The following is a 22,296-nucleotide window of genomic DNA, read 5'->3' on the forward strand; positions in this document are numbered from 1 at the left end:
TCAGGCGCGCGCCGCTTGGCGCGCGTTGAGCGCCCGGCGCAGCGCGAGGTGACGCTCCAGGCGCGCCGCTCGATCCACGGCGAACGCCACCGCCACCATCACCATCAGCGTTCCCGCGACGACAACCAGCGCCAAACGCCAGCCTTCTTCCATGAAAAGCCCGCCGTATTGGACCGCCGCCACGGCCGCCGGGATGAAGAACAGCAGCATGTCCGACAGCAGCCAGTCGGCGCCCGCCTTCACCCAGCGCGGCGCCACGCCGCCGCAGAACAGGAGCGCCAACAACGCGACTAGTCCGACGACGCCACCTGGCACCGGCAGCGCCAGCTTGCGCGCGGCCAGGTCCGCGACGAACCAGATCGCCGCGAGCGCCGCCGATTGAATCGCGATGCGCGTCACGCGAGCAAACGCCATGCGGGCGTTGGCGAAGGCGGAAGGGGCGGAAAGAACGGTGGACATGGCGGGCTCGGGGCGAATGACTAGGGTTAACCTGTAGGCGGAGTATAAGTGCACCATTTACATAAAAAAAATGACTTAGCATTATCCAAATCATTCCAATCTGGAATCTCACATGGAATTGCGCGCGTTGAGGTATTTCGTCGAGGTGGTCAAGCAAAAGAGCTTCACTGCTGCCGCCGAGCATATGTTCGTCACTCAGCCGACCATCAGCAAAATGGTCAAGTCACTGGAAGACGAGGTCGGCTCGCCGCTTTTATTGCGGGAAGGCCGTCAGATGGTCCTGACCGATGCCGGACAAATCGTCTATCAGCGTGGCGTCGATGTGCTCGCGGCCCATGCGCGGCTCGAAGCGGAACTGAACGATCTGGGCACGTTCGGGCGTGGCACGCTGACGATCGGCATTCCGCCGATGGGCGGCGCGCTCTTCACGCCCGTCATTGCTGCTTTCAGGGAGCGGTATCCGAAAATCGAGCTGAAGCTGTTCGAGCAAGGCTCAAAGGCGATCGAGGCTGCGTTGATCGAAGGCGAACTCGAACTTGGCGGCGTGCTGCAGCCAGTCGATGCCGAAACGTTCGATGTGCTGCCCGTCAGCCGGCAACTCTTGTGGCTCGTGGCGCAAAAAGGTTCGCGCTGGGACGGTCTGAACGAGGTAGTGCTCGCCGATCTGGCAGCCGAACCCTTTGTGTTCTACGGCGAAAGTCTCGCGCTCAACGACGTCGTGCTGAACGCGTGCCGCGCGGCGGGGTTCGCGCCGACGATCGTCGGTCGCAGCGGGCATTGGGATTTCATGGCGGCGTTGGTACAGGCTGGCATCGGCATCGCGCTGTTGCCCGCGCCTTATTGTGGCCGCCTGGATGCCGAGGCGTTCACCTGCCGGCCGGTCGTCGCGCCCGAGATTCGCTGGGATATGGCCGTCGGCTGGCGGCGCAACGGATATCTGTCGCATGCGGCGCGAGCGTGGATCGAAGTCGCGCGCGAAATACTGCCCGCGAATGTCGATCAGGATTTCATGGCCGATGGCTTTCCGCGGCTGAAGCGTGGCGAGGCGCTGTAATGCGTTGAACGGGAATTCCCTTGCCTGATGCGCCTGGCGCGCAGTAAAAAAAGCGCCGAACCGCTTCAGAGCGGTCCGGCGCTTTTTCGACGCATCGCGCCCGAGATGGCGCGTGAAGCTCAGTCGGCTTGCTTGAACTCGATACGTCGATTAGCCATGCGGCCAGCGGCGGTCGAGTTGTCGGCGACCGGATTGGCGTCGCCAAAGCCTTGAGCCGTCAGCGAATCAGAAGGAATGCCGTGCTGAACCAGGTACGAACGCACCGCTTCCGCACGCTTCTTCGACAACTGAAGATTCAGCGCCGCGCCGCCCGTGTTGTCCGAATAGCCTGCGATCTGAAGCTGAATTGGCTTTGCTTGCGTGTCGCAGGCCTTCAGCGCCTTCGCCGATGCAGCGAGCGCCGCCATGGCAACCGGCGGCGGCGTGTTCGAACCGGTGCCGAAGTTGACCGGCTTCAGGTTCAGCGTCTTGACGATAGACGGAGCCGAGCAGGCATCCGCGTCTTGATTGGCTTGCGCTTCCGATGCCGGAGCCGCAACCGGAGCCGATTGCGTGCCGACCGTCCAGCCGGCGCCGAACAGCGCCTTCAGCTTGTCGACCCAGCCGAGCTTCGGCTCGCTTGCGCCGCCGCTCAAGGTGATCGTGTCGCCGGTAATCTGCAGATCGGCGCCCGGCAGCGTCATCAACGGCAGCAGGCCTTCGAGCTTGTCGAGCCACGCGGCGGGCTTCGTGTCGGGATCGACGGTCACGTTCGCGTGGAACTTGTCCGCGCCGAGCTTGGCCGACAGCATGTCGATCAGGCGTTGACGTTCCTGCTCGCTGTTCACCGTGGCTTTCAGCGTGGGAATGCCGGAGGCGTCGACCGTCATGGACAGGCTTGCGTCCTTGCCCGGCAAAATGGTCGGCAACGATGCCTGATCGGGCGCCACAGCCGTGGCTTGCGATGCCTGATCGTCACTGGCGCTAGCGCTGGCGCTGGCTGCAGATGCGGCGTCGGATGCCGCCGAGGCGTCCGTGCGCGTTTCGGCCGTCATGTCTTTCGACTTGTTTTCGGTCGAACAGCCGCGCGCAACGAGCGCGGCCAGCAACGCGAGGGCAGCGGCGTTGGCGACCCACAGCCATTTGCGGCGCGGACCCTTGTCGTTTGTTTGCGCGGTTTCCACGGCCGGTTCTTGTTCGCCATGAATGGGGAACGACGCTGCTTCTTGGGTAGCCGGATGACCGAGATGCGAGGACACCGCCTTCAACCGCGAGGCCACGCCCGCGAGGAACGCGCCGACCGAGCCGAGCCCCAGCGCATTCGCGAACGAATCCGTCATGTTGGCCCGCACGACCGGCAGTTGATGCCCGAGCAGCGTGGGCAACTGGCCGATATGGCCGTTGTGCTGCGTGAAATGGCGCTTGAGGATACCGAGAATGGTCGCGCCCACGACGCCCGACAACGTGCGCGATGCGCTCGCTGCCACGCCCGTGTATTCGGAAATACGCTCGGCGAGCGCATTGAGATTGTCGTGCGAGGCAATGACGCCATCCACCGTCGAATGGGTGGCGAGGAGCGTTTGCATGCCTTCGTCGTTGAGAACGAAGTGCGGCAGTTCCTCGGCGATATGCGTGTTCACGCCCGGCGACATGACGGATGCAAACAGATTGCGTGCGCCATCCAGCGACGCCGCCTTGTTCATCATCGAGCCGATGAGTGCTGGCGCGCATAGTCCGACGACGCGCCTCGCGGACTCCTGCGTGCAGCCAACGCGTGCAGCCAGGTGTTGCAATACGCTCTCGGTCAAGGCGCCTTGAACGAGTTGATTGAGGTTGATGCTCATTGAGAAGACTTCCAGAAGAGGCCTGTAAACCTCAGGCCATAAGGGTCTCGGCGATTATAGGTTCGGCCTCCTGTCCGTCAGCCGTGGTAGCCAAACAATCGGATTTCTCTCATCCGGTTGGTCTTTAAGAGTTCGCATCAGAAAAATATAGGAATGGTTTAAGACCAAACGCGAGCGCCCGGCCAGATTGAAGCGAGCGGCAGCGCTACACGCTAGTCGGGCGTGCGGCCTATCATCGTTAAATAGAGATAGAGGATCATTTTTGACCACGCGTGTTGCGATTAGCCGACGCAAGCTCGCACGGGAGACACACGATGAACCACGCACCCTTGTTCGAGACACACGAAGTCACGAATCAGTCGCCGCCGCTTGTTGACTACGACGCCTTCGCCGCGGACCGCGCGCTCGTTGCCGCGCTCGAGCGCGAAGGCGCGCACTGGCATGCCGAGGCGCTCCACCGCGACGGCCGCGCGCTTACACAACCGGAAGTGCTCGCGCTCGCCGATCTCGCCAACCGGCATACGCCAGATCTGAGCACGCACAGCGCGCGTGGCGAGCGTATCGACGCAATCGAGTTTCATCCGGCCTGGCATGAACTGCTGCGACGTCTGCGGCAAGAAGGTCTGCACGCGCTGCCGTTCGAACCTTCGGCGCGCGCCGGGTCGATGGCCGCGCGCGCCGCCGGTTATTTTCTGCACGGACAACTCGAATCCGGATCGCTGTGTCCGGTCACGATGACCTTCGCGAGCATCCCCGTTTTGCGCAATGAACCCGCGCTTTATGAACGGCTCGCCGCACCGCTCCTGTCGCGCGAGCACGATTCGCGCGACATCGCCCTCGAAGCCGGCAAGCGATCGATGTTGATCGGCATGGGCATGACCGAAAAGCAGGGCGGCTCCGACGTGCGCGGCAATCGCACGCGCGCGCATGCGCTCGGCACACCCGGGCGCGGCGGGGACTATCGGTTAATCGGACACAAGTGGTTTTTCTCGGCGCCGCAGTGCGACGCGCATCTCGTGCTCGCGCGCACGGCGGACGAAGGCGGACTCTCCTGCTTCTACGTGCCGCGCTTTGTGCCCGACGGCCGCAAGAACGCCGTGCACGTGCAGCGTCTGAAGGACAAGCTCGGTAATCGCTCGAACGCGAGCAGCGAAGTCGAGTTTCTCGATGCCTACGGCGTGATGATCGGCGATGAAGGACGCGGCGTGCCGACCATCATCGAAATGGCGAACTACACGCGGCTCGATTGCGTGATCGGCAGCGCGGCGTTGATGCGCGCGGCGCTGGTCGAAGCGATCCATCATGCGCGGCATCGCAGCGCGTTTGGCGCGCATCTCGCCGATCAGCCCTTGATGCGCAACGTGCTCGCCGACCTCGCGCTCGAATCGGAAGCCGCGACGGTGCTGTTCATGCGGCTGGCCGGGGCGTTCGAGCAGAGCGCATCGGCGGGAGCGGCGTTGCGCGAACGCGCGTGGCGGCGCATCGTCACGCCTGCGGCGAAGTTCTGGGTCTGCAAGCGCGCGCTCGAATTCACCGGCGAGGCGATGGAAGTGTGGGGCGGCAACGGCTACGTCGAAACCGGGCCGATGGCGAGGTTTTATCGCGAGGCGCCGGTCAATTCGATCTGGGAGGGTTCGGGCAACGTCATGTGTCTAGACGTGCTGCGTGCGTTCGAGCGCGAGCAGGACGCGGCGCACGCACTATTCGACGACTGGCGCGATACGGCAAGCGCGCATCCGGCGCTCGGTGCGGCTTTGCAGACGCTCTTGACTAGTTTGACGAGCGATCCGGCGTCGCGCGAGGCATCGGCGCGGCGCATCGCGCAGCAATTGACCTTATGTGCACAAGGCGTATTGTTGGCGAGACATGCGCCGGACGAGGTGGCACAGGCGTTCATCGAAACCCGTTTGGGCGATGCGCGCGGCGAAACCGGCCGCGTGTATGGCACGTTGCCCGCGCGCTTCGATCATGCGGCGATCGTGAGGCGGGCTTTCGAGTTTTAGCGGCGTCCCGCTTCCCTCACCGGCTCCTCGTTCTCCAGCCGATAAACCCAGGCCAGCAGTTCCGCCACCGCCTGATAAAGCGCGGGGGGAATATGCGAATCGAGATCGACCTGCATCAAGAGCGACACCATTTCCGGCGAGTCATGGACATACACGCCCGCTTCCTTCGCGCGCTGCACGATCATTTCCGCGACCACGCCGTAGCCCTTTGCCACGACGCGCGGCGTCGTTTCGCGGCTGCCCGCATCGTAAGTGAGCGCGGTGGCCTGCTTGCGCGAATACAGTGGATTGCTCATGTCACTTCTCCACCCGGCGGCGCGCGGAATAAATGCTCGAGCGGCGAACGCACCGGTTTCGGCGCATCCAGGTCGATGTCGCCCGTGGCGGCGCCCGAGCCATCCATCGAACGCACGCTGAACGACGCCAGCGCGATGCCCGCCGCTTCGAGCTGACGCTGGAACGCGGCGGCATCGGCGGAAAAACGCGATGCGCCCGTATCGCTCGCCCTCAGACGCGCGACCAGCTTGTCGCCGGTCAGCACGAGTTCGGCGTCCACCATGCCGAGCGCGGGCAACGACAACGTGACGCGCGTGCGCCACGCGCGTTGCTCGCTGGTATCCACTGCGGGACGCGGCTCTCGCGCCACTTCCCAGTCGAAACGCGTCCCCGGCCACGCTTCGCCCTGCCAGCGGAATTGCTCGTTGGCGAGTATGTCGAGTTGCTGACGCACGACCGTGAGCGTCGCTGGATGAATACCCGCATCGAGCGATGCCTGCAGCGCCGATTCATGCTGGCTCGGCTGCGGCGCGGCGGGCGGCGAAGCGGGCGAGGACGGCGCGCTTTGCGAATTCGACAGCGCCAGCGCGGGCGCATCCCGTACCGATGCCGCGAGCGCCGCCGCTTGCTGCGGCGTTTGCGGCATCGCGACGTTATGCGTTTCGGCGTGCAGATCGGACAGATCGGTTTGTGTCGAGGCAAACGCCGGTGGGCGCGTGTCGTCGAAGGCGGCATCGCGCGCGATGCTTTCGTCGCCCGGCAAATCGAGCGGCAAGGTCAGCGCGCGCGGATCGATGCGCGCCTGCGGTTCGCTCGCGAGCGACGCCGTGCTGCGCTGCCCGGCCATCCATTGCACGAGATGCGACTCGTAGAAGAGGCCGCTTTGCGCCACCGTTTTCGCAAGCTCCGATGCCAGCGCGGACGCCGGCAACGGCGGCAGATTCTGGCTCGCCGCACGCGCGGCCGCGACGGCGGCGGCATTGGAGGAGAAAGCGGTATCGAAAAGCCCCGTGGTCAGCGCGGCGAACGCGCTCGCGGGACGCGGCGGTGTCGGCCAGAGCGGGGCATCGCCGAGAATCGCGGGCGCGGCGCCGCCCAGGCGGGAAATGACATCGAGCGTGCGGGCCACGCTCGACAGTTCGGTTTGCGCGGACGCCACCGGAGCGAGCGTCGGCGCGGATGCGCCCGCCGCGGTTCCGGCGGGCGTCGCGACGGACAAGGAAACGCCCGTCTGCGTGGTCGGCTGGCCGGTCGAACCGGCGTTGGCGCGCAGCGCGGACAGAAGGAGCTCGGTCCGGCTGGCGATAATCGTGGCGATCGCGGAATCGAGTCCTGACATGCCGGCATCCTGGAAAGACCGCGCGCGAGGGCCGGGCCAGACGCCGGAAGAGTTTTCCGTCGCAAGCCGCGTTGTCTAGCGCAGTCCGATCATCTTTTTAAGTACGCGCGCCGGGCTGTTGGTCGTGAAGAGCGCGGAAAGACGCGCGAGGCTCGGCGAACTGAGGTCGCGAATCGCGGCATCGTCGGCGAGGATCTTCTTCACGAGGTCCAGCTTGCGCGCACGGGCGGTGTCGTCGAGTTCCGAGCCGGTATCCACGTCCTTCAACCGTTCGATCAACTCGCGATACCTGCCCTGCATCGTCTTCAATTCGCTCCACTCGCCACTGCGCGCCGCAGCCAGCATCTGGCCGGACAGCGCAGCAATCGCCTCGTAGTGCGCGAAATATTCGTCTGTGGTATTCATTCTTGTCAGGCAGTCGCCATGGCTGCCGCTCAGACGGCTGCCGCGGTCGTTCTCGCCACTTCCGGTCCAATGCCGACCCACGCCTCTTCGAGCGTAGCCAGCAGATTGTCCACTTCCACGAGCATCGACTCGTCCTGGTTCAGATTCGCTTCCAGGAGCCGGCGTGCCATGTACGAGTACAGCGCGTCCAGACGCAGCGCGACTTCGCCGCCCGCTTCCTTGTTGAGCGCCTGCTGCAACCCGGTCTCGATGATGTTGATCGCCTTGCTGATCGCCGTTCCGCGCGCGCCCACGTTCTTCTGCTGCAAGTGCATCCGCGCCTGTGCAATCGACTGCCGCGCGCCCTGATAGAGCATCACGATCAGCCGGTGCGGGCTCGCTCCCATCACCCCTGTCTGAACGCCGACGCGTGCATATGCGTTGGCTCCCGCCTGTCCTGGGGAATACATCCGTGGTTCTCCTTATGCGATACCGAATAACGCCCGCGGCACGTGGCGCGCGGTGCTCGGACGACGGCGCAAAGGCCGCTTCGTCCGACCGGTAAGAATCGGTGCTGGCGATCGAACCATCGTTCGCCGTGCTGTTATCGAGGTTATCGGAGAATCGCGGCAAAGCTTTAGGGCGCAAGGCTCTGGGGCCGTATCGGCATGATGGGGACGGATTCGAAACGCACGCGCCAGCCACAGCGCGTTACACCGAAATTTGCATGATGTCGTTGTAGGCCGACACGAGCTTGTTGCGTACTTGCAAGCCGAACTGCATGCCGACGTTGGCCTTTTGCATATCGACCATCACGTCGTTGAGCGAAACGTTCGGCGCGCCGATTTCGAACGCGTGCGCTTCGGACAGCGCCTTCGTCTGGTTGTCGCTGATCTTGCTGATCGACGACTGCAGCGCGTCCGCGAACGTGCCCGCGCTCACCGCGCCCGACTGGCCGATTCCCGCGTCCTGTCCGGATACGGCACCCGTGGCGACCGTGGGGCTGCCGGCGGCCTGCGTCGCCATCGACTGCATTGTGCTCAGCGCGGAGGTGAGCGGATTGATCGGGAAGTTCATGGTGTCTCCGATTGACAAGTAAAGAGCCGGTTCAGCGCCCAAGTGCGAAAGACGCTCGTCGCCGGGTTCGGGGCGGCGTGCGAACGGTCGTCCGAACGCTTTTACCGAGTACGAGAAAGATTAGCAGCGCGGCATTTTCCAAAGCGCTGGAAGAACGGGGGAAACCCGGCTCTATTCGCCGAATCGACTTGCAATCTTCTGCGGATAATCCATCTCGTCAAAAGTCCTCCGGCGCCGCATCACGGGCAGTACGACCGGCCAGAGGGGAACGCAAAAGATTCGGAGCTTCGACGCTAAATGGATACGCCCAACAACTCACTGATCACGCCAGACGCCAGAATGGGCCTGGCAGGCGCGCAGCCTGGCGCCTCGGCGAGCGCCGCGAGCCCCAGCCTCACCGGCGGCGCTGGCGGCGCCGACTTCGGCGGCTTCGCTCAGCGCATGCCGATGCTCTCGCAATTCCGCTCGAACCCGCGCGTGCCGCTCATCATCGCCGTGGCGATTCTGGCGATGGTCGTGGCGGGGCTCGTCATGTGGACGCGCCAGCCCGACTACCGCGTGCTGTTCTCGAATCTCTCCGACCGCGACGGCGGTGCGATCGTCGCCGCGCTCCAGCAGGGCAACATTCCCTACAAGCTTTCCGACGGCGGCGGCGCGATCCTCGTTCCGGCCGAGTCGGTGCACGAAACGCGTCTGCGCCTCGCAAGCCAGGGCTTGCCGAAAAGCGGCTCGGTCGGCTTCGAACTGATGGACAACCAAAAGTTCGGCATCAGCCAGTTCGCGGAGCAGATCAACTACCAGCGCGCGCTCGAAGGCGAACTGGAACGCACCATCGGCGCAATTTCCTCGGTGAAGTCGGCACGCGTGCATCTGGCCATTCCGAAGCCGAGCGTGTTCGTGCGCGACAAGGAACTGCCGACCGCGTCCGTCATGGTCAACCTCTTTCCCGGCCGCGTGCTCGACGAAGGACAGGTTTCGGCGATCGCGCACATGGTGTCGTCGGGCGTGGCGGACATGCCGGTCAAGAACGTGAATATCGTCGATCAGGACGGCAACCTGCTCACGAACCAGAGCGCCGCGAACGGTCTCGACGCATCGCAACTGAAGTACGTGCAGCAGATCGAGCACAACACGCAAAAGCGCATCGACGCGATTCTTTCCCCGCTCTTCGGCGGCGGCAACGCGCATTCGCAAGTGAGCGCGGACATCGACTTCTCGAAGCTCGAACAAACCGCCGAAAGCTACGGCCCGAACGCCAACCCCCAGAACACGTCGATCCGCAGCCAGCAATCGAGCGAATCCAGCGAAACCTCGGGCAGCGGCCCGTCGGGCGTGCCGGGCGCGCTGTCGAACCAGCCGCCGCAGCCGGCATCCGCGCCGGTCACGGGCGGAGCATCGGACGCAACCGGCGCTGCCGCCGCGAAGTCCACGCCGCAGAACCTGCGCAAGGACACGACGACCAATTACGAAGTGGACCGCACCGTGCGCCACTACGAACAGGCGACAGGCGGCATCAAGCGTCTTTCGGTGGCGGTGGTCGTGAACTATCAGCGTCAGGTCGATGCGAAGGGCAACGTCACGATGACGCCGCTCGCCGCCGACAAGCTCGCGCAAGTCCAGCAACTCGTGAAGGACGCGATGGGCTACGACGAGAAGCGCGGCGACTCGGTCAACGTGGTGAACAGCGCGTTCAACTCCGACCAGAACGTGACGCCCGATGTGCCGTGGTGGCGCACGCCGGACATGATCATGCGCGGTATTCAGTTGGCGAAGTACGTGGGCATCGGCATCGTCGCACTGTTCCTGTACTTCAGCATGGTGAAGCCGGCAATGCGCCGCGCCTTCCCCGTGCCGGAACCGGCGGCGCCCTCGCTCAACGCGCCAGACGAACTCTCGCTGCTCGACGGCCCGACGCTCGAAGGCGGCGCCAAGAATGACGATGATGACAAGGATGCCGAGGTAAGTCTCCTCGGTCATGAAAGCAACAAGGCCAAGTTCGATCGCAATCTCGACTACGCGCGCATGGTGGCGCGTCAGGACGCGAGAATCGTGGCGACGGTCGTGAAGAACTGGGTGTCCGATGAACGCTGAAGGTCTCAATAAAGCCGCGCTCCTCCTGATGTCGATCGGCGAGGAAGAAGCCGCCGAAGTTTTCAAGTATCTCGCTCCGCGCGAGGTGCAGAAGATCGGCGCGACCATGGCGGCGCTCAAGAACGTGACGCGCGAGCAGCTCGACAACGTGCTGACCGAATTCGTCAGCGAAGCGGAGCAGCACACCGCGTTGTCGCTCGATTCGAGCGAGTACATCCGCTCGGTGCTCACGAAGGCGCTCGGCGAAACCAAGGCTGGCGCGCTCATCGACCGGATTCTGCAAGGCAGCGATACGAGCGGTATCGAAGGTCTGAAGTGGATGGACTCGGGCGCGGTCGCGGAACTCATCAAGAACGAGCATCCGCAGATCATCGCGACGATCCTCGTGCACCTGGACCGCGATCAGGCTTCGGAAATCGTCTCGCTGCTCAACGACCGTCTGCGTAACGACGTGCTGCTGCGTATCGCCACGCTCGACGGTATTCAGCCCGCCGCGCTGCGCGAACTCGACGATGTGCTGACCACGCTTCTCTCCGGCAGCGACAACCTGAAGCGCGCGCCGATGGGCGGTATCCGCACGGCGGCCGAGATTCTCAACTTCATGTCGAGCAACCATGAAGAGGGCGTGATCAACAACGTCAAGGAATACGACGTGGAACTCGCGCAGAAGATCATCGACCAGATGTTCGTGTTCGAGAACCTGCTCGACCTGGAAGACCGCGCGATCCAGTTGCTGCTGAAGGAAGTGGAATCCGAAACGCTGATCGTCTCGCTCAAGGGCGCGCAGCCCGCGTTGCGTCAGAAGTTCCTGTCGAACATGTCGCAACGCGCGGCCGAATTGCTTGCGGAAGACCTCGATTCGCGCGGTCCGGTGCGTGTGTCGGAAGTCGAGCAGCAGCAACGCAAGGTGCTTCAGGTGGTGCGTAATCTGGCGGAAAACGGCCAGATTCAATTAGGCGGCAAGGCAGAGGATGCATATGTCTAATCCGGCCCAGAACCCGAAGGCGCCGCTCTCCGCGTATCAACGCTGGGAGATGGCTTCGTTCGATCCCGTCACCGTGGACCACAGCGCGGCGGATCAGGCAGCGCTCGAAGCGCATTTGCGCCGCGTCGAGGAAGACGCGCATGCGCAAGGTCTTGCCACGGGTCATGTGGCTGGACAGGCGATCGGGTATCAGGCCGGTTTCGAACAAGGTCACGCCAAGGGTTTCGAGGACGGCCGCAAGGAAGCGCTCGCCGAAGCGGCGCGTCTCGCGGAAATCGCCGATGCGTTCAGGATCGCGCTGCAAGCCGCCGATGCCGCCATCGCGGAAACGCTCGCCGCGCTCGCGGTCGATATCGCGCAGCAAGTGGTGCGGCAGCATCTGGCGCACGATCCGACGGCGCTCGTCACCGTGGCGCGCGAAGTGATCGCGGCCGAGCCGGAACTCACGGGATCGCCGACGCTGATCGTGAATCCCGCCGATTTGCCTATCGTCGATGCGTACTTGCAGGAAGAACTCGGCGCGGCTGGCTGGATGGTGCGGCCCGACCCGCTCGTGGAACGCGGCGGCTGCCGCGCGCACGCGGCGAGCGGCGAAATCGATTCGACCAATGCGTCGCGCTGGGAGCGTGTCGCGGCGGCATTGGGGAGGAACAAGCCGTGGTAAATAGCGCAATGACGCATCGCATCACGCAGGACGGACTAAGCGAGCTGGAGCAGGAAATCGCGCGCGCGTCGTTCGGGCCGGAGGCTGTCGTCGAGGAAGAATCGCCGGAGGAACTCGCTGCGCGGACCATCGCGGAACTCGCGAACATGGCGGGCAATCCGCATATCGACGCCTGGCGCGACAAGCTCGACGCCCTCAAGGCGCGTACCGCGATCGCCAAGCCGCTGCGTCCGTGCGGACGTCTCACGCGCGCCGCCGGCCTCGTGCTCGAAGCGGTCGGACTGAAGATGGGCGTCGGTTCCGAATGCATGATCGAACTGCCGCCGGGCAGCGCCATTCCGACCGCCGAAGCCGAAGTCGTCGGCTTCGCGGGCGACAAACTCTTCTTGATGCCGACCACGGAAATGGCCGGCCTCTTGCCCGGCGCGCGCGTGTATCCGCTGGAAAGCGCGCCGATCAACGATCCGATGGCAGGCGCGAAACGTCTGCCGGTCGGCTGGGAGATGCTCGGCCGCGTGGTCGATGCATCCGGCCGTCCGCTCGACGGACTCGGCCCGCTCGGCGCAAAAGTCGATGCGCCGTTGTCATCGCCGGTCATCAACCCGCTGAATCGCGAGCCGATTCACAAAGTGCTGGACGTCGGCGTGCGCGCAATCAATTCGCTGCTGACGGTTGGACGCGGCCAGCGCATGGGCCTGTTCGCGGGTTCGGGCGTCGGTAAATCGGTGCTGCTCGGCACGATGGCGCGCTACACGAGCGCGGAAGTGATCGTGATCGGACTGATCGGCGAACGCGGCCGCGAAGTGAAGGAATTTATCGAACAGATTCTCGGCGAAGACGGTCTCGCGCGTTCGGTCGTCGTGGCCGCGCCGGCCGACGTTTCGCCGGTGCTGCGCATGCAGGGCGCGACTTACGCGACTTCGCTCGCCGAATATTTCCGCGATCAGGGCAAGCATGTGTTGCTGCTAATGGATTCGCTGACGCGTTACGCGATGGCGCAGCGCGAGATCGCACTTGCGATTGGCGAGCCGCCCGCGACCAAGGGTTACCCGCCGTCGGTGTTCGCCAAGCTGCCCGCGCTGGTCGAGCGTACCGGCAATGGCCCGGAAGGCGGCGGTTCGATCACCGCGTTCTACACCGTGCTCACCGAAGGCGACGACCAGCAAGATCCGATCGCCGATTCGGCCCGCGCCATTCTCGACGGCCATATCGTGCTGAACCGCTCGCTCGCCGAGGCGGGGCATTATCCGGCTATCGATATCGAACAGTCGATCAGCCGCGCGATGACCGCGCTCATCGACGACAAGCATCTCGAACACGTGCGCCTTTTCAAGCAGATGCTCTCGCGTTATCAGCGCAATCGCGATCTGATCAACGTGGGCGCGTATTCCAGCGGCCGCGATGCCCTGCTCGACCGGGCCATCGCGCTTTATCCGCGAATGGAGTCGTTTTTACAGCAAGGCTTTCGCGAGCAGGCGAATTTCGAACCGAGTCTTGGTTTATTGCATCAACTTTTCAACTAGTATTTGCAGCCGCACCTATATTTGTCATAAGTTATTAAAAAAACCGCGCGACCACAGAGACCAACTCGTCCATGTCAAAGAATCTGCCGATCAACACCCTGATCGAACTCGCTCAGGAAGAACTCGACGCCGCGACCAAGAAGCTGGGCAAGCTTCAGCAGGAGCGCAACGAAATCGAGGGGCAACTCAATTCGCTCGTGACGTATCGCGACGAATATCACGCGCGTTTCACGGCGTCGGCGCAGCAAGGCACGACGGCGCAGACGCTGCGTAACTTCCAGGCGTTCGTCGACACGCTGGACTCGGCGATCGCGCAACAGCGCACGTTGCTCGTGATGGCCGACCAGCGCATCGAGGCGGCGAAGCCGGAATGGCGTCTCAAGAAGCAGAAGGTCGGCAGCTACGAGGTGCTCGCGGCGCGCGGCGAGGCGTTGCTCGCCAAGAAGGCGGCGCGCGTGGAACAGCGCGAATCGGACGAGCACGCGGCCAAGGTGCTGCGCATGCGCGCCGAACGCGCCTGAATTTAACTACCGGACTTTTTCGAGGTAACGCATGTCCTCCGTTTCTTCCATCGGCGCGCAGTCGGGCGTTTCGTCATCTTCGGCTGCCAAAAAGCGTGCAGCGGACGCAGGCGCGTCGTTCGGCCTGACGCTGCAGAGCATGACCGACAAGGCCAATGCCGACGCACAGGCAGCCAAGGCGCTGGCGGCGTCGTCCTTGTCCTCGTCCACTGCGGCCAAGTCGAGCGTGCATGACGTGCCGAAGTCCGACGACACCGCGAGCGCCAGCAAGTCGGACGACGCGAGCGACGTGAAGAAGAGCGATAGCGCGACAGACACGCAGGCGTCGTCGTCGGCCGACAAGAGCGGCAAGACGGATTCGACGAAGGAGGCATCGAAGCCTTCGGGCAAGACCGAAACGGCGGATGCGTCCAAGCCTGCCGCCCCGGCAAAGCCCGCGAAAGCGACGGATGCCGCCGATGCGGCCGAGCGCGCGGACGCCGCCCAAGCTGCGAATACCACCGTGTCCGACGTGACCGATGCGGCCGCGACGGCGGTTGCATCGACGGATGACGACAAGACCGCGACCGGCGACACGCACAAGAGCGGCGACGCCAAGTCCGCGCAAGATGCGCTGCAGGCCGCGCTCGCCGCGATGAACAACGTGCCGGCGAATGCCGTGCCGATGAACGCGGCGGCATCGGCGCATGCGGGCGCGGGCGCGGCCACGGGCGCTGGAAAGAGCGACGAGGCGTCGGGCGCCATGGTCGGCGAAGGATCGAAGGGTAATCGCTCGGGCGGCCTGCTCAACGCGCTCGCCGGCGATGCCAGGGACAACGCGGCGCCGGCGACGACCGCGGCACTGGCAAGCGATGCGGCAGCGGTTCAGGCCGCGCTGACCCCGCAAGCCGATGCGGGCAGCGCGGCGTACAAAGCCATCTCGCAGCAAGCCGATGCAGCGGCGCGCGCGGTGGCGATGCAATCGGCATCGGCGGGGTCGGCGGTATCGAGTGCGCAAGGCGAGATGACGGCGGCGACCAGCGCGGCGATTGCGCCGCACGTGGGCGCTGGCGGCTGGGACGATGCGTTCAGCCAGAAAGTCGTGTTCCTCTCGAATTCGCAGCAACAGAGCGCGGAGTTGACGCTCAATCCGAAGGATCTCGGCCCGTTGCAGGTCACTCTGCAGGTTTCCGAGAATCATGCGCACGCGCTCTTCGTGTCGCAGCATGCGCAGGTGCGCGAAGCGGTCGAGGCCGCGATGCCGAAGCTGCGAGAGGCGATGGAAGCCAACGGTATCAGCCTAGGCTCCACCAGCGTTTCGGATGGATTCGCGCGCCAGTCGTCGCAACAGGACCGCGGCGAGGGCCGCTCGTCGTCGGGCAACGGACGCGGCGTGGGCGGTGTTGGCGGCGTCGGCGGTAGCGATTCGGGCGTGGCAAGCACGGTGACGATGCCGGTGCGGCGCACGGTCGGGTTGGTGGATACGTTTGCTTGATGGCCGTGGTGCAATCGATTCGGCTTCTTGGGACGAACCGATTGCAATCACATTGATCAAGCACAGGTTGCGCGTCCTCGCTGACGCGTGATTGCTTTTTCTACTTCCTGCCAAATTCCGTTGAGTGTCACCCGAAGATACAGAACGCTGAGTTCGTGTCGCAGACGGAAGAAAGCAGACGCGTCGCGTTTCAAGAGGAGTTTCCTGACTTCATCGATCACCGTTTGATCATCGAATGAAAGCCAGATCGGCGGCGCTGCAGTTAAGGCGTTCGGACCGCACACTGGAGCGACCTCCCGAAAGAAAATCTTTTTGAGTTCTTTCAATGGATAGACACATATTTTCGATGCTTGGTAGTCGTAGTCGATTTTGTTATCGACGAAGAATTCCGCCATCGTCGTCCAAATGCGCTCCCTTGCCTGCTGATCTATCTGATGCCCCACGTGCGGAATTCCTCCAATTCGTCGAGATAAGCGTCCTGAGCCGTTTGAGTTACGACAGAACCGAGAGTTGAACCGATCAAGACGACACCGAGAGCACATATTGGGGCTCCCGGTCCGCAGATTGATCCTACGGCAAGACCCGCAAGCGCACCGCCGATCAACCCGCCTTCAATGGACGCAATTTGGCGTTCAGCTTCGCTTATCTTGTCTCTGGCGTTCAAAATCTCATATCCGGCGAGCACTCCTGTTATCAAGAGGCCGACCTTGCCCATCAATTTCATTCGGGCCGTTTTTGCGTTGACCTTGGCGTTACTCCTTCCCGCCGATTCGATTATCGAGAAGTAAGCGCGGTCTTTTTCAGACTCGGTCAATGCATGAAACGGCTTGGAAAAGTTTTTAACCGAGTACTTGTCGAGAAGCTTTTCAAGGCCAAGCCCTTCTGCCTTATATGCCTGTGCTTTTGCCAAACTCGTGGGCGAAGTGGCCGTCCTCGCCTCTTCCATGATGCGATTGCGCATGTCCTGGCAGAAGGCCGCACCCTCTGCAGCGGTCATGCGTCCAGCGTTGACTTCGGTTTGAACGGTCTCGCTCATTCGCTCGATGCCAGCGGCATAACGCGCTCGCACGCTCGCGTCGCTGATAACGCTTTGGGAGAAATACGCTCCAGCGCCTTCGAGAGCGGCGCGCGCATCGGCCAGAATCCGGGAATCAATCTGGTGATCTTTGTTCGCCGCGAAAGAACCTCTGATGGTACTGCCGCTTACTGGCGCTTTTGTGTCTGGCATTAAGCTCGAATAATCGATAAAAGTGCTTGAGATACGGTCGCTTCCTCACTGGGAGAAACGCTTACCGCGATCTCGATACGTGTGCATGCGCTGTTGTTCGATCTAGCGAACCGGATGTTGTTGCCGCCGCCGATACTGCCTCGCTCGCTGGACCCGTCCGCGAAGCGTGCGACGCATGACATGCCTTCGTAGCTTTCCGGCTCGCGCAGAGTGAAGCTGATCCAGTGGTCTGCATCAGGAGGTACCGGCGGCTCTGCCGAAGCACTGCTCGACGAGAAGCGCGTGATGGGCGCGTGATCGAATATCCGGCATCGTCTTCCGTGAGCCGGATAGATGATCGGAGACGTCGAGCACTGGCAAAGAACCCGGTCGCCGCCAAGCGCCCAATCGCGTCCCCGATCTTTAGGTCTGCGTCCCGGTGTTAGATGGACACCGTAGGTAATTTCGCCCGTGCTCTCGCAAGCTGTGCAGAAAGCGAAGTCGCCGATCACTGCCGCGCCGCGCAGTCGACCGCTTTCGTCTGCAATGCGCCGAGTTCGCCCTTGCGCGATTACGTAGCTCCCCTCTTCGCTGGTGAGCGGGTCGCCATCCACGGCGGCGTAATAGACGGTCATTTCGCTATTGCCTTTCTTGTACGTCGGCGATGACAACACGTTCGTGTCTAACGTCGATTTGTAGATATGCGAGTTAAATGCAAAAAACGTCGTATAGGCGAAGGCGTTATAGCCGCATCTAACACCTTCCAGCAAGCGGCCTGAAACGCTTGGCGTATCGCCCGTACCGCAGTTTCACATGACCGAAGAGACCTTACTGAAAAATAGTGTCAAATGCTGTGCATGGGCAACTTTCTTGCGGCAATGCGTTCGCGCGCCCATTTTCAGCGTTCGCTCACGGGCCGTCGAGACCGGAATAACAAGGCTTTGCATCCGCCAGCAAGCTGCCCTAACCCACGAGTTAGCCCCAAATCCCCCCTCTTTTCGCCCCATCGCTCAACGGCGTTATAGCCAACAATTCAACCTATCGAAAGAGGGCAAGAATTCATGGCTACCACCACTGCAAATCCGAAAGACATCGTTCCCGCGAAGAGCGGCAAGCTCAAGAAGACTCTGATCATCGCCATTGGCGCGGTCGTTCTGCTGGGTGCTGGCGCCGGCGGCGCTTACTTCATGCTCGGCAAGCAGCCTCACGGCCCCGCCAAGCCCGCACCGGTGCCGCCGCCCGTGTTCTTCCCGCTCGATTCGCTGACCGTCAACCTGCAAGCCGACGACGGCATCATGCACTACCTGCGCGTCGGTCTGTCGCTCAAGCTCGCGGACGAAAAGGCTCAGGTGCAGATCACCGAACGCATGCCTGAGATCCGCAGCCGCGTGCTGATGCTCATCTCCGGCAAGCACCCCGAAGAGATGGCGACCGTCGAGGGCAAGCGAAAGCTCGCCGACGAACTGCGCGAAGCCGTCGAGAAGGCCGCCAGCGCGCCGGATCATCCCGCCCACGTCGAAGAAGTGTTGTTCACCGAATTCGTCGTGCAGTAAGCCCGCGCACCAGATTCAAGGAAACGGAAAAGAGTCATGGGCCACGAAGAGTTCATGTCGCAGGAGGAGGTCGATGCCCTCCTCAAGGGCGTCACCGGCGAAGTCGATCAGGTCTCAGACGACAGCAAGCCCGCCGGCGTTCGTCCTTACAACATCGCGACGCAGGAACGCATTGTCCGCGGCCGGATGCCCGGCCTCGAAATCATCAACGACCGCTTCGCGCGCCTGTTGCGCGTGGGCATCTTCAACTTCATGCGGCGTTCGGCGGAAATCTCCGTCGGCCCGGTGAAGGTGCAAAAGTACAGCGAATTCACGCGCAATCTGCCGATCCCGACCAACCTCAACCTGGTCCATGTGAAGCCTCTGCGCGGCACGTCGCTGTTCGTGTTCGATCCGAACCTCGTGTTCTTCGTGGTCGACAACCTCTTCGGCGGCGACGGGCGTTTCCATACGCGCGTCGAAGGCCGCGAGTTCACGCAGACCGAGCAACGCATCATCCACAAGCTGCTCACGCTGGTATTCGAGCACTACTCCGCTTCGTGGAAGAGCGTGCGTCCGCTGCAGTTCGAATTCATGCGCTCGGAAATGCACACGCAGTTCGCGAACGTGGCGACGCCGAATGAAATCGTCATCGTGACGCAGTTCACCATCGAATTCGGTTCGACGGGCGGCACGCTGCATATCTGCATGCCCTACTCGATGATCGAGCCGATTCGCGATCAGCTCTCCTCGCCGATTCAGGGCGAAGCGCTCGAAGTGGATCGCCGCTGGGTGCGCGTGCTCTCGCAGCAAGTGCAATCGGCGGAAGTGGAACTGACGGTGGAACTCGCCGAGATCCGTTCGTCGTTCGAAAGGCTGCTCAACATGCGCAAGGGCGACGTGCTGCCGATCGACGTGCCCGAGCATGTCGTCGCCAAGGTGGACGGCGTGCCGGTGATGGAATGCGGCTACGGAATTTTCAATGGTCAATACGCGCTGCGCGTGCAGAAAATGGTCAGCGCGTCGGACAACATGAAGGAAGGTGGATATGAGTGATCTCTTGCAGGAAGGCACACTGCCCGGCTCGACCGGCGTGGGCGACATGAAGGCGGAAGAGTTGTCGATGGACGACTGGGCGAGCGCGCTCGCCGAGCAGAACGGCAACGAAACGCCTGCCGTGGCCAGCGCGGGCGTGTTCCAGCCCTTGTCGAAAGCCGCGGCGCCTTCGACGCGCAACGACATCGACATGATTCTCGATATCCCCGTGCAGATGACGGTGGAACTCGGCCGCACGAAGATCGCGATTCGCAACCTGCTGCAGCTCGCGCAGGGTTCGGTCGTGGAACTCGACGGCATGGCGGGCGAGCCAATGGACGTGCTCGTGAACGGTTGTCTTATTGCGCAAGGCGAAGTGGTCGTCGTGAACGACAAGTTCGGTATTCGCCTGACCGACATCATCACGCCGTCCGAACGTATCCGGAAGTTGAATCGATGAAACGCTTTGCCGCCGTCCTGATTGCCTTCGTGCCTGCGCTGTCCCGCGCAGCCGATATGAACGCCGTGAACCACGCCGCGCAGATCGCTTCGAGCGTCGGCGCGGGAAGCGCCGTGCCGTCGCTCGGTTTCGGCGCGGTGTTGCAGACGCTGTTCGGTCTCGTCATCGTGATCGGCTTCGTGTTCGGTTGCGCGTGGCTCGCTCGCAAGTTCGGCTTGCAAGGCGGCAGGAAAGGCGGCCTCGTGAAAGTAGTGGGCGGCGCGTCGCTCGGCAACAAGGAGCGCGTGGCGGTCGTCGAAATAGGCGATACCTGGCTCGTGCTCGGCGCGGGGCCCGGCAACGTGCGCTTGCTGCATACCATGCCCGCCGGATCGGCGGAAGCGGACGTAAGCGGCGAACCAACGCCGTTGGCCGCGCAAACGTTGCAAGGCAGTTTTGGTCAGCGGTTTCGCGATGCCCTCGCCGGTGAAGCGAACAAGCGTCTTCAGAAGTTCGTGGGCGGGAGCAAGTAATGCAGGTCAGTCGTAACATCGTGCGCGGCGTGAAACTGGCGCTGCCGGTCGTGATCGCCTTGTTGCCGGTCGCGGCGCTCGCGCAAAGCACGGCGGGTCTTCCCGCCTTCAATACCAGCCCCGGCCCGAACGGCGGCACGACGTACTCGCTCAGCGTGCAGACGATGTTGCTGCTGACGATGCTCTCGTTCCTCCCGGCCATGGTCCTGATGATGACGAGCTTCACGCGCATCATCATCGTGCTGTCGCTCTTGCGCCAGGCGCTCGGCACGACGAGCACGCCGCCTAATCAAGTGCTCGTGGGCCTCGCGTTGTTTCTCTCGTTTTTCGTGATGTCGCCGGTGCTCGACAAAGCCTACACCGACGCATACAAGCCCTTCTCCGACGGCACCATCGCGATGGATCAGGCCATGCAGCGCGGCGTCGCGCCCTTCAAGCAGTTCATGCTGAAGCAGACGCGCGAAGCGGATCTCGCGCTCTTCGCCCGCATCTCGAAGGCCGCGCCGATGAACGGTCCGGAAGACGTGCCGCTGTCGCTGCTGGTGCCTTCGTTCGTGACGAGCGAACTGAAGACGGGGTTTCAGATCGGCTTCACCATCTTTATTCCGTTCCTCATCATCGACGTGGTGGTGGCGAGCGTCTTGATGTCGATGGGCATGATGATGGTCTCGCCCACGACGATAGCGCTGCCCTTCAAGCTCATGCTGTTCGTGCTCGTCGATGGCTGGCAGTTGCTGATCGGCTCGCTTGCGCAGAGCTTCGTTTCGTAACGTTATCGTTTCTATTGAGGTTGCTGGAATGACACCCGAATCGGTCATGACCATCGCGCATCAGGCGATGTATGTCGCGTTGCTGCTGGCTGCCCCGCTCTTGCTGGTCGCGCTCGTCGTGGGTCTGGTGGTTAGTCTCTTTCAGGCGGCCACGCAGATCAACGAATCGACGCTCTCCTTCATTCCGAAGCTGATCGCCGTGGCGGTGACGCTCGTGATCGCAGGACCGTGGATGCTCACGACCATCCTCGATTACATGCGGCACGTGTTCACCATCACGCCTGCGATCACGGGCTGATTCGTTCGATGTTCTCGGTTACTTATGCGCAACTGAACGGCTGGCTCACGGCGTTTCTGTGGCCGTTCGTGCGCATCCTCGCCTTGATGGCCACCGCGCCGGTGCTGAACCATATGGCGTTGCCCACGCGCGTGAAGATCGCGCTGGCGGCCTTCATCACGCTGATCGTCGCGCCCACCTTGCCCGCCATGCCCGACGCCACGGTGTTCTCAGCGGCGGGCGTGTGGATCATCGTCAATCAGTTCCTGATTGGCGCGGCCATTGGCATGACGATGCAAATAGCCTTTGCCGCCGTCGATGCGGCTGGCGAGTTCATCGGACAGCAAATGGGCCTCGGTTTCGCGATGCTTTACGATCCGCGCGCGGGTGGCAATGCCGTGGTGGTATCGCGCTATCTCAACACGCTGGCGATGCTGGCGTTTCTCGTCTTCGACGGGCATCTGCAACTGATCGCGGCACTGATCATGACCTTCCAGAGTGTGCCCGTCGATGTCAATGTCGTGGCGTCCGCTTCGCATGCGCAAGGTTGGCGGGTGATGGTGGGTTATGGCGCTTCGGTTTTTTCCACCGGGTTGTTGCTGTCGTTGCCGGTCGTGGCGGCGCTTCTTATCGCCAATCTCGCGCTCGGCATTCTGAATCGCGCGGCGCCACAGATCGGCATCTTCCAGGTGGGTTTTCCGGTCACCATGCTCGTCGGCTTGTTGCTGCTTCAGTTGATGGTGCCTAATTTGATGCCGTTTTTTCAGCGGATCTTCGAGGCGGGGTTGGGACAGGTGGGAAGGATCGCGGGCTCGATGGGTTCTTGACGC

At 62.8% G+C, this 22,296-nt stretch carries 25 protein-coding genes; 15 read left to right on the plus strand and 10 right to left on the minus strand.

Annotated elements, in window-relative coordinates; genetic code table 11:
• Entirely contained in the window at window positions 1–459 is a 459-nt protein-coding gene (locus LDZ28_RS13070; RefSeq protein ID WP_244826525.1) for a CidA/LrgA family protein, read from the minus strand.
• Between the two features lie 112 nt (window positions 460–571).
• Between LDZ28_RS13070 and LDZ28_RS13075 the strand changes: the two genes are divergently transcribed.
• Window positions 572–1,513: a LysR family transcriptional regulator gene (locus LDZ28_RS13075; RefSeq protein ID WP_244826526.1), complete on the plus strand. Its 942-nt coding sequence runs from the start codon at window positions 572–574 to the stop codon at window positions 1,511–1,513.
• A gap of 119 nt (window positions 1,514–1,632) precedes the next feature.
• Here LDZ28_RS13075 and LDZ28_RS13080 read toward each other — a convergent pair whose 3' ends face one another.
• Complete coding sequence (locus LDZ28_RS13080; RefSeq protein WP_244826527.1) at window positions 1,633–3,336, minus strand: OmpA family protein; 1,704 nt, start codon at window positions 3,334–3,336, stop codon at window positions 1,633–1,635.
• Window positions 3,337–3,650: 314 nt separating this feature from the next.
• Between LDZ28_RS13080 and LDZ28_RS13085 the strand changes: the two genes are divergently transcribed.
• Window positions 3,651–5,339 carry an isovaleryl-CoA dehydrogenase gene (locus LDZ28_RS13085; protein ID WP_244826528.1) on the plus strand — a complete coding sequence of 563 codons (1,689 nt, stop codon included), beginning with the start codon at window positions 3,651–3,653 and terminating at the stop codon, window positions 5,337–5,339.
• Here the strand turns inward: LDZ28_RS13085 and LDZ28_RS13090 are convergent.
• The 5 genes from LDZ28_RS13090 to fliE form a co-directional block, all read right to left on the minus strand.
• Window positions 5,336–5,635 carry an EscU/YscU/HrcU family type III secretion system export apparatus switch protein gene (locus tag LDZ28_RS13090; RefSeq protein WP_244826529.1) on the minus strand — a complete coding sequence of 100 codons (300 nt, stop codon included), beginning with the start codon at window positions 5,633–5,635 and terminating at the stop codon, window positions 5,336–5,338. The genes LDZ28_RS13085 and LDZ28_RS13090 overlap by 4 nt on opposite strands.
• Complete coding sequence (locus LDZ28_RS13095) at window positions 5,632–6,954, minus strand: flagellar hook-length control protein FliK (RefSeq protein ID WP_244826530.1); 1,323 nt, start codon at window positions 6,952–6,954, stop codon at window positions 5,632–5,634. Before LDZ28_RS13095 ends, LDZ28_RS13090 begins: the two co-directional genes overlap by 4 nt.
• Before the next feature lie 75 nt (window positions 6,955–7,029).
• A complete protein-coding gene (locus LDZ28_RS13100; protein ID WP_244826531.1) occupies window positions 7,030–7,359 on the minus strand; it encodes a flagellar protein FliT in 330 nt (109 codons plus the stop codon).
• A gap of 29 nt (window positions 7,360–7,388) precedes the next feature.
• Window positions 7,389–7,808 carry a flagellar export chaperone FliS gene (gene fliS, locus LDZ28_RS13105; protein WP_244826532.1) on the minus strand — a complete coding sequence of 140 codons (420 nt, stop codon included), beginning with the start codon at window positions 7,806–7,808 and terminating at the stop codon, window positions 7,389–7,391.
• A gap of 241 nt (window positions 7,809–8,049) precedes the next feature.
• On the minus strand, window positions 8,050–8,415 hold the full coding sequence (gene fliE / locus LDZ28_RS13110; RefSeq protein WP_244826533.1) for a flagellar hook-basal body complex protein FliE: 366 nt from the start codon (window positions 8,413–8,415) through the stop codon (window positions 8,050–8,052).
• A 297-nt stretch (window positions 8,416–8,712) separates the two neighbouring features.
• On the opposite strand from fliE, the gene fliF reads away from it, so the two are divergent.
• From fliF to LDZ28_RS13140, 6 genes are all read left to right on the plus strand, one after another.
• Window positions 8,713–10,506, plus strand: coding sequence for a flagellar basal-body MS-ring/collar protein FliF (gene fliF / locus LDZ28_RS13115; protein ID WP_244826534.1), 1,794 nt, complete (start codon window positions 8,713–8,715; stop codon window positions 10,504–10,506).
• On the plus strand, window positions 10,496–11,491 hold the full coding sequence (fliG, locus tag LDZ28_RS13120) for a flagellar motor switch protein FliG (RefSeq protein ID WP_244826535.1): 996 nt from the start codon (window positions 10,496–10,498) through the stop codon (window positions 11,489–11,491). The genes fliF and fliG overlap by 11 nt, the downstream gene beginning before the upstream one ends.
• Window positions 11,484–12,155 carry a flagellar assembly protein FliH gene (fliH, locus tag LDZ28_RS13125; RefSeq protein WP_244826536.1) on the plus strand — a complete coding sequence of 224 codons (672 nt, stop codon included), beginning with the start codon at window positions 11,484–11,486 and terminating at the stop codon, window positions 12,153–12,155. Before fliG ends, fliH begins: the two co-directional genes overlap by 8 nt.
• A gap of 8 nt (window positions 12,156–12,163) precedes the next feature.
• Window positions 12,164–13,678: a flagellar protein export ATPase FliI gene (fliI, locus tag LDZ28_RS13130; protein WP_244828134.1), complete on the plus strand. Its 1,515-nt coding sequence runs from the start codon at window positions 12,164–12,166 to the stop codon at window positions 13,676–13,678.
• A 71-nt stretch (window positions 13,679–13,749) separates the two neighbouring features.
• Window positions 13,750–14,199, plus strand: coding sequence for a flagellar export protein FliJ (gene fliJ, locus LDZ28_RS13135; RefSeq protein WP_244826537.1), 450 nt, complete (start codon window positions 13,750–13,752; stop codon window positions 14,197–14,199).
• Window positions 14,200–14,230: 31 nt separating this feature from the next.
• A complete protein-coding gene (locus tag LDZ28_RS13140; protein WP_244826538.1) occupies window positions 14,231–15,673 on the plus strand; it encodes a flagellar hook-length control protein FliK in 1,443 nt (480 codons plus the stop codon).
• 56 nt (window positions 15,674–15,729) lie between these two features.
• Here LDZ28_RS13140 and LDZ28_RS13145 read toward each other — a convergent pair whose 3' ends face one another.
• From LDZ28_RS13145 to LDZ28_RS13155, 3 genes are read right to left on the minus strand one after another with little or no spacing between them, the layout of a single operon-like run.
• Window positions 15,730–16,116: a hypothetical protein gene (locus LDZ28_RS13145; RefSeq protein WP_244826539.1), complete on the minus strand. Its 387-nt coding sequence runs from the start codon at window positions 16,114–16,116 to the stop codon at window positions 15,730–15,732.
• On the minus strand, window positions 16,101–16,901 hold the full coding sequence (locus tag LDZ28_RS13150) for a hypothetical protein (RefSeq protein ID WP_244826540.1): 801 nt from the start codon (window positions 16,899–16,901) through the stop codon (window positions 16,101–16,103). The genes LDZ28_RS13145 and LDZ28_RS13150 overlap by 16 nt, the downstream gene beginning before the upstream one ends.
• Window positions 16,901–17,650: a hypothetical protein gene (locus tag LDZ28_RS13155; RefSeq protein WP_244826541.1), complete on the minus strand. Its 750-nt coding sequence runs from the start codon at window positions 17,648–17,650 to the stop codon at window positions 16,901–16,903. Before LDZ28_RS13155 ends, LDZ28_RS13150 begins: the two co-directional genes overlap by 1 nt.
• Window positions 17,651–17,941: 291 nt before the next feature.
• On the opposite strand from LDZ28_RS13155, the gene fliL reads away from it, so the two are divergent.
• The 7 genes from fliL to fliR are packed head-to-tail and all read left to right on the plus strand — an operon-like array spanning window position 17,942 to window position 22,293.
• Window positions 17,942–18,433, plus strand: a complete 492-nt coding sequence (gene fliL / locus LDZ28_RS13160; RefSeq protein WP_244826542.1) for a flagellar basal body-associated protein FliL — start codon at window positions 17,942–17,944, stop codon at window positions 18,431–18,433.
• 36 nt (window positions 18,434–18,469) lie between these two features.
• Window positions 18,470–19,468, plus strand: coding sequence for a flagellar motor switch protein FliM (fliM, locus tag LDZ28_RS13165; RefSeq protein ID WP_244826543.1), 999 nt, complete (start codon window positions 18,470–18,472; stop codon window positions 19,466–19,468).
• Between the two features lie 46 nt (window positions 19,469–19,514).
• Window positions 19,515–19,907: a flagellar motor switch protein FliN gene (gene fliN, locus LDZ28_RS13170; RefSeq protein ID WP_244828135.1), complete on the plus strand. Its 393-nt coding sequence runs from the start codon at window positions 19,515–19,517 to the stop codon at window positions 19,905–19,907.
• A complete protein-coding gene (fliO, locus tag LDZ28_RS13175; RefSeq protein WP_244826544.1) occupies window positions 19,904–20,419 on the plus strand; it encodes a flagellar biosynthetic protein FliO in 516 nt (171 codons plus the stop codon). The genes fliN and fliO overlap by 4 nt, the downstream gene beginning before the upstream one ends.
• Window positions 20,419–21,189: a flagellar type III secretion system pore protein FliP gene (gene fliP, locus LDZ28_RS13180; protein ID WP_244826545.1), complete on the plus strand. Its 771-nt coding sequence runs from the start codon at window positions 20,419–20,421 to the stop codon at window positions 21,187–21,189. Before fliO ends, fliP begins: the two co-directional genes overlap by 1 nt.
• Window positions 21,190–21,217: 28 nt before the next feature.
• Window positions 21,218–21,487 (plus strand): flagellar biosynthesis protein FliQ, encoded by a 270-nt coding sequence (gene fliQ, locus LDZ28_RS13185; protein ID WP_244826546.1) that lies wholly within the window; start codon window positions 21,218–21,220, stop codon window positions 21,485–21,487.
• Between the two features lie 8 nt (window positions 21,488–21,495).
• Complete coding sequence (gene fliR, locus LDZ28_RS13190) at window positions 21,496–22,293, plus strand: flagellar biosynthetic protein FliR (RefSeq protein WP_244826547.1); 798 nt, start codon at window positions 21,496–21,498, stop codon at window positions 22,291–22,293.
• Window positions 22,294–22,296 lie beyond the last annotated feature (3 nt).

The sequence above is a fragment of the Caballeronia sp. TF1N1 genome (assembly GCF_022878925.1).
Classification (GTDB): Bacteria; Pseudomonadota; Gammaproteobacteria; order Burkholderiales; family Burkholderiaceae; genus Caballeronia.

Excerpts from the sequence above, each read along its gene's own strand:
- fliS (WP_244826532.1), bottom strand. The coding sequence starts at position 7,808 with ATGTATTCCCCAGGACAGGCGGGAGCCAACGCATATGCACGCGTCGGC.
- LDZ28_RS13150 (WP_244826540.1), bottom strand. The coding sequence starts at position 16,901 with ATGCCAGACACAAAAGCGCCAGTAAGCGGCAGTACCATCAGAGGTTCT.
- fliM (WP_244826543.1), top strand. The coding sequence starts at position 18,470 with ATGGGCCACGAAGAGTTCATGTCGCAGGAGGAGGTCGATGCCCTCCTC.
- LDZ28_RS13070 (WP_244826525.1), bottom strand. The coding sequence starts at position 459 with ATGTCCACCGTTCTTTCCGCCCCTTCCGCCTTCGCCAACGCCCGCATG.
- fliN (WP_244828135.1), top strand. The coding sequence starts at position 19,515 with ATGAAGGCGGAAGAGTTGTCGATGGACGACTGGGCGAGCGCGCTCGCC.
- fliH (WP_244826536.1), top strand. The coding sequence starts at position 11,484 with ATGTCTAATCCGGCCCAGAACCCGAAGGCGCCGCTCTCCGCGTATCAA.
- LDZ28_RS13080 (WP_244826527.1), bottom strand. The coding sequence starts at position 3,336 with ATGAGCATCAACCTCAATCAACTCGTTCAAGGCGCCTTGACCGAGAGC.
- LDZ28_RS13085 (WP_244826528.1), top strand. The coding sequence starts at position 3,651 with ATGAACCACGCACCCTTGTTCGAGACACACGAAGTCACGAATCAGTCG.
- fliQ (WP_244826546.1), top strand. The coding sequence starts at position 21,218 with ATGACACCCGAATCGGTCATGACCATCGCGCATCAGGCGATGTATGTC.
- fliI (WP_244828134.1), top strand. The coding sequence starts at position 12,164 with ATGACGCATCGCATCACGCAGGACGGACTAAGCGAGCTGGAGCAGGAA.
- LDZ28_RS13075 (WP_244826526.1), top strand. The coding sequence starts at position 572 with ATGGAATTGCGCGCGTTGAGGTATTTCGTCGAGGTGGTCAAGCAAAAG.
- fliO (WP_244826544.1), top strand. The coding sequence starts at position 19,904 with ATGAAACGCTTTGCCGCCGTCCTGATTGCCTTCGTGCCTGCGCTGTCC.
- LDZ28_RS13090 (WP_244826529.1), bottom strand. The coding sequence starts at position 5,635 with ATGAGCAATCCACTGTATTCGCGCAAGCAGGCCACCGCGCTCACTTAC.
- fliP (WP_244826545.1), top strand. The coding sequence starts at position 20,419 with ATGCAGGTCAGTCGTAACATCGTGCGCGGCGTGAAACTGGCGCTGCCG.
- LDZ28_RS13100 (WP_244826531.1), bottom strand. The coding sequence starts at position 7,359 with ATGAATACCACAGACGAATATTTCGCGCACTACGAGGCGATTGCTGCG.
- fliF (WP_244826534.1), top strand. The coding sequence starts at position 8,713 with ATGGATACGCCCAACAACTCACTGATCACGCCAGACGCCAGAATGGGC.
- LDZ28_RS13095 (WP_244826530.1), bottom strand. The coding sequence starts at position 6,954 with ATGTCAGGACTCGATTCCGCGATCGCCACGATTATCGCCAGCCGGACC.
- LDZ28_RS13140 (WP_244826538.1), top strand. The coding sequence starts at position 14,231 with ATGTCCTCCGTTTCTTCCATCGGCGCGCAGTCGGGCGTTTCGTCATCT.
- fliG (WP_244826535.1), top strand. The coding sequence starts at position 10,496 with ATGAACGCTGAAGGTCTCAATAAAGCCGCGCTCCTCCTGATGTCGATC.
- fliJ (WP_244826537.1), top strand. The coding sequence starts at position 13,750 with ATGTCAAAGAATCTGCCGATCAACACCCTGATCGAACTCGCTCAGGAA.
- fliE (WP_244826533.1), bottom strand. The coding sequence starts at position 8,415 with ATGAACTTCCCGATCAATCCGCTCACCTCCGCGCTGAGCACAATGCAG.
- fliR (WP_244826547.1), top strand. The coding sequence starts at position 21,496 with ATGTTCTCGGTTACTTATGCGCAACTGAACGGCTGGCTCACGGCGTTT.
- fliL (WP_244826542.1), top strand. The coding sequence starts at position 17,942 with ATGGCTACCACCACTGCAAATCCGAAAGACATCGTTCCCGCGAAGAGC.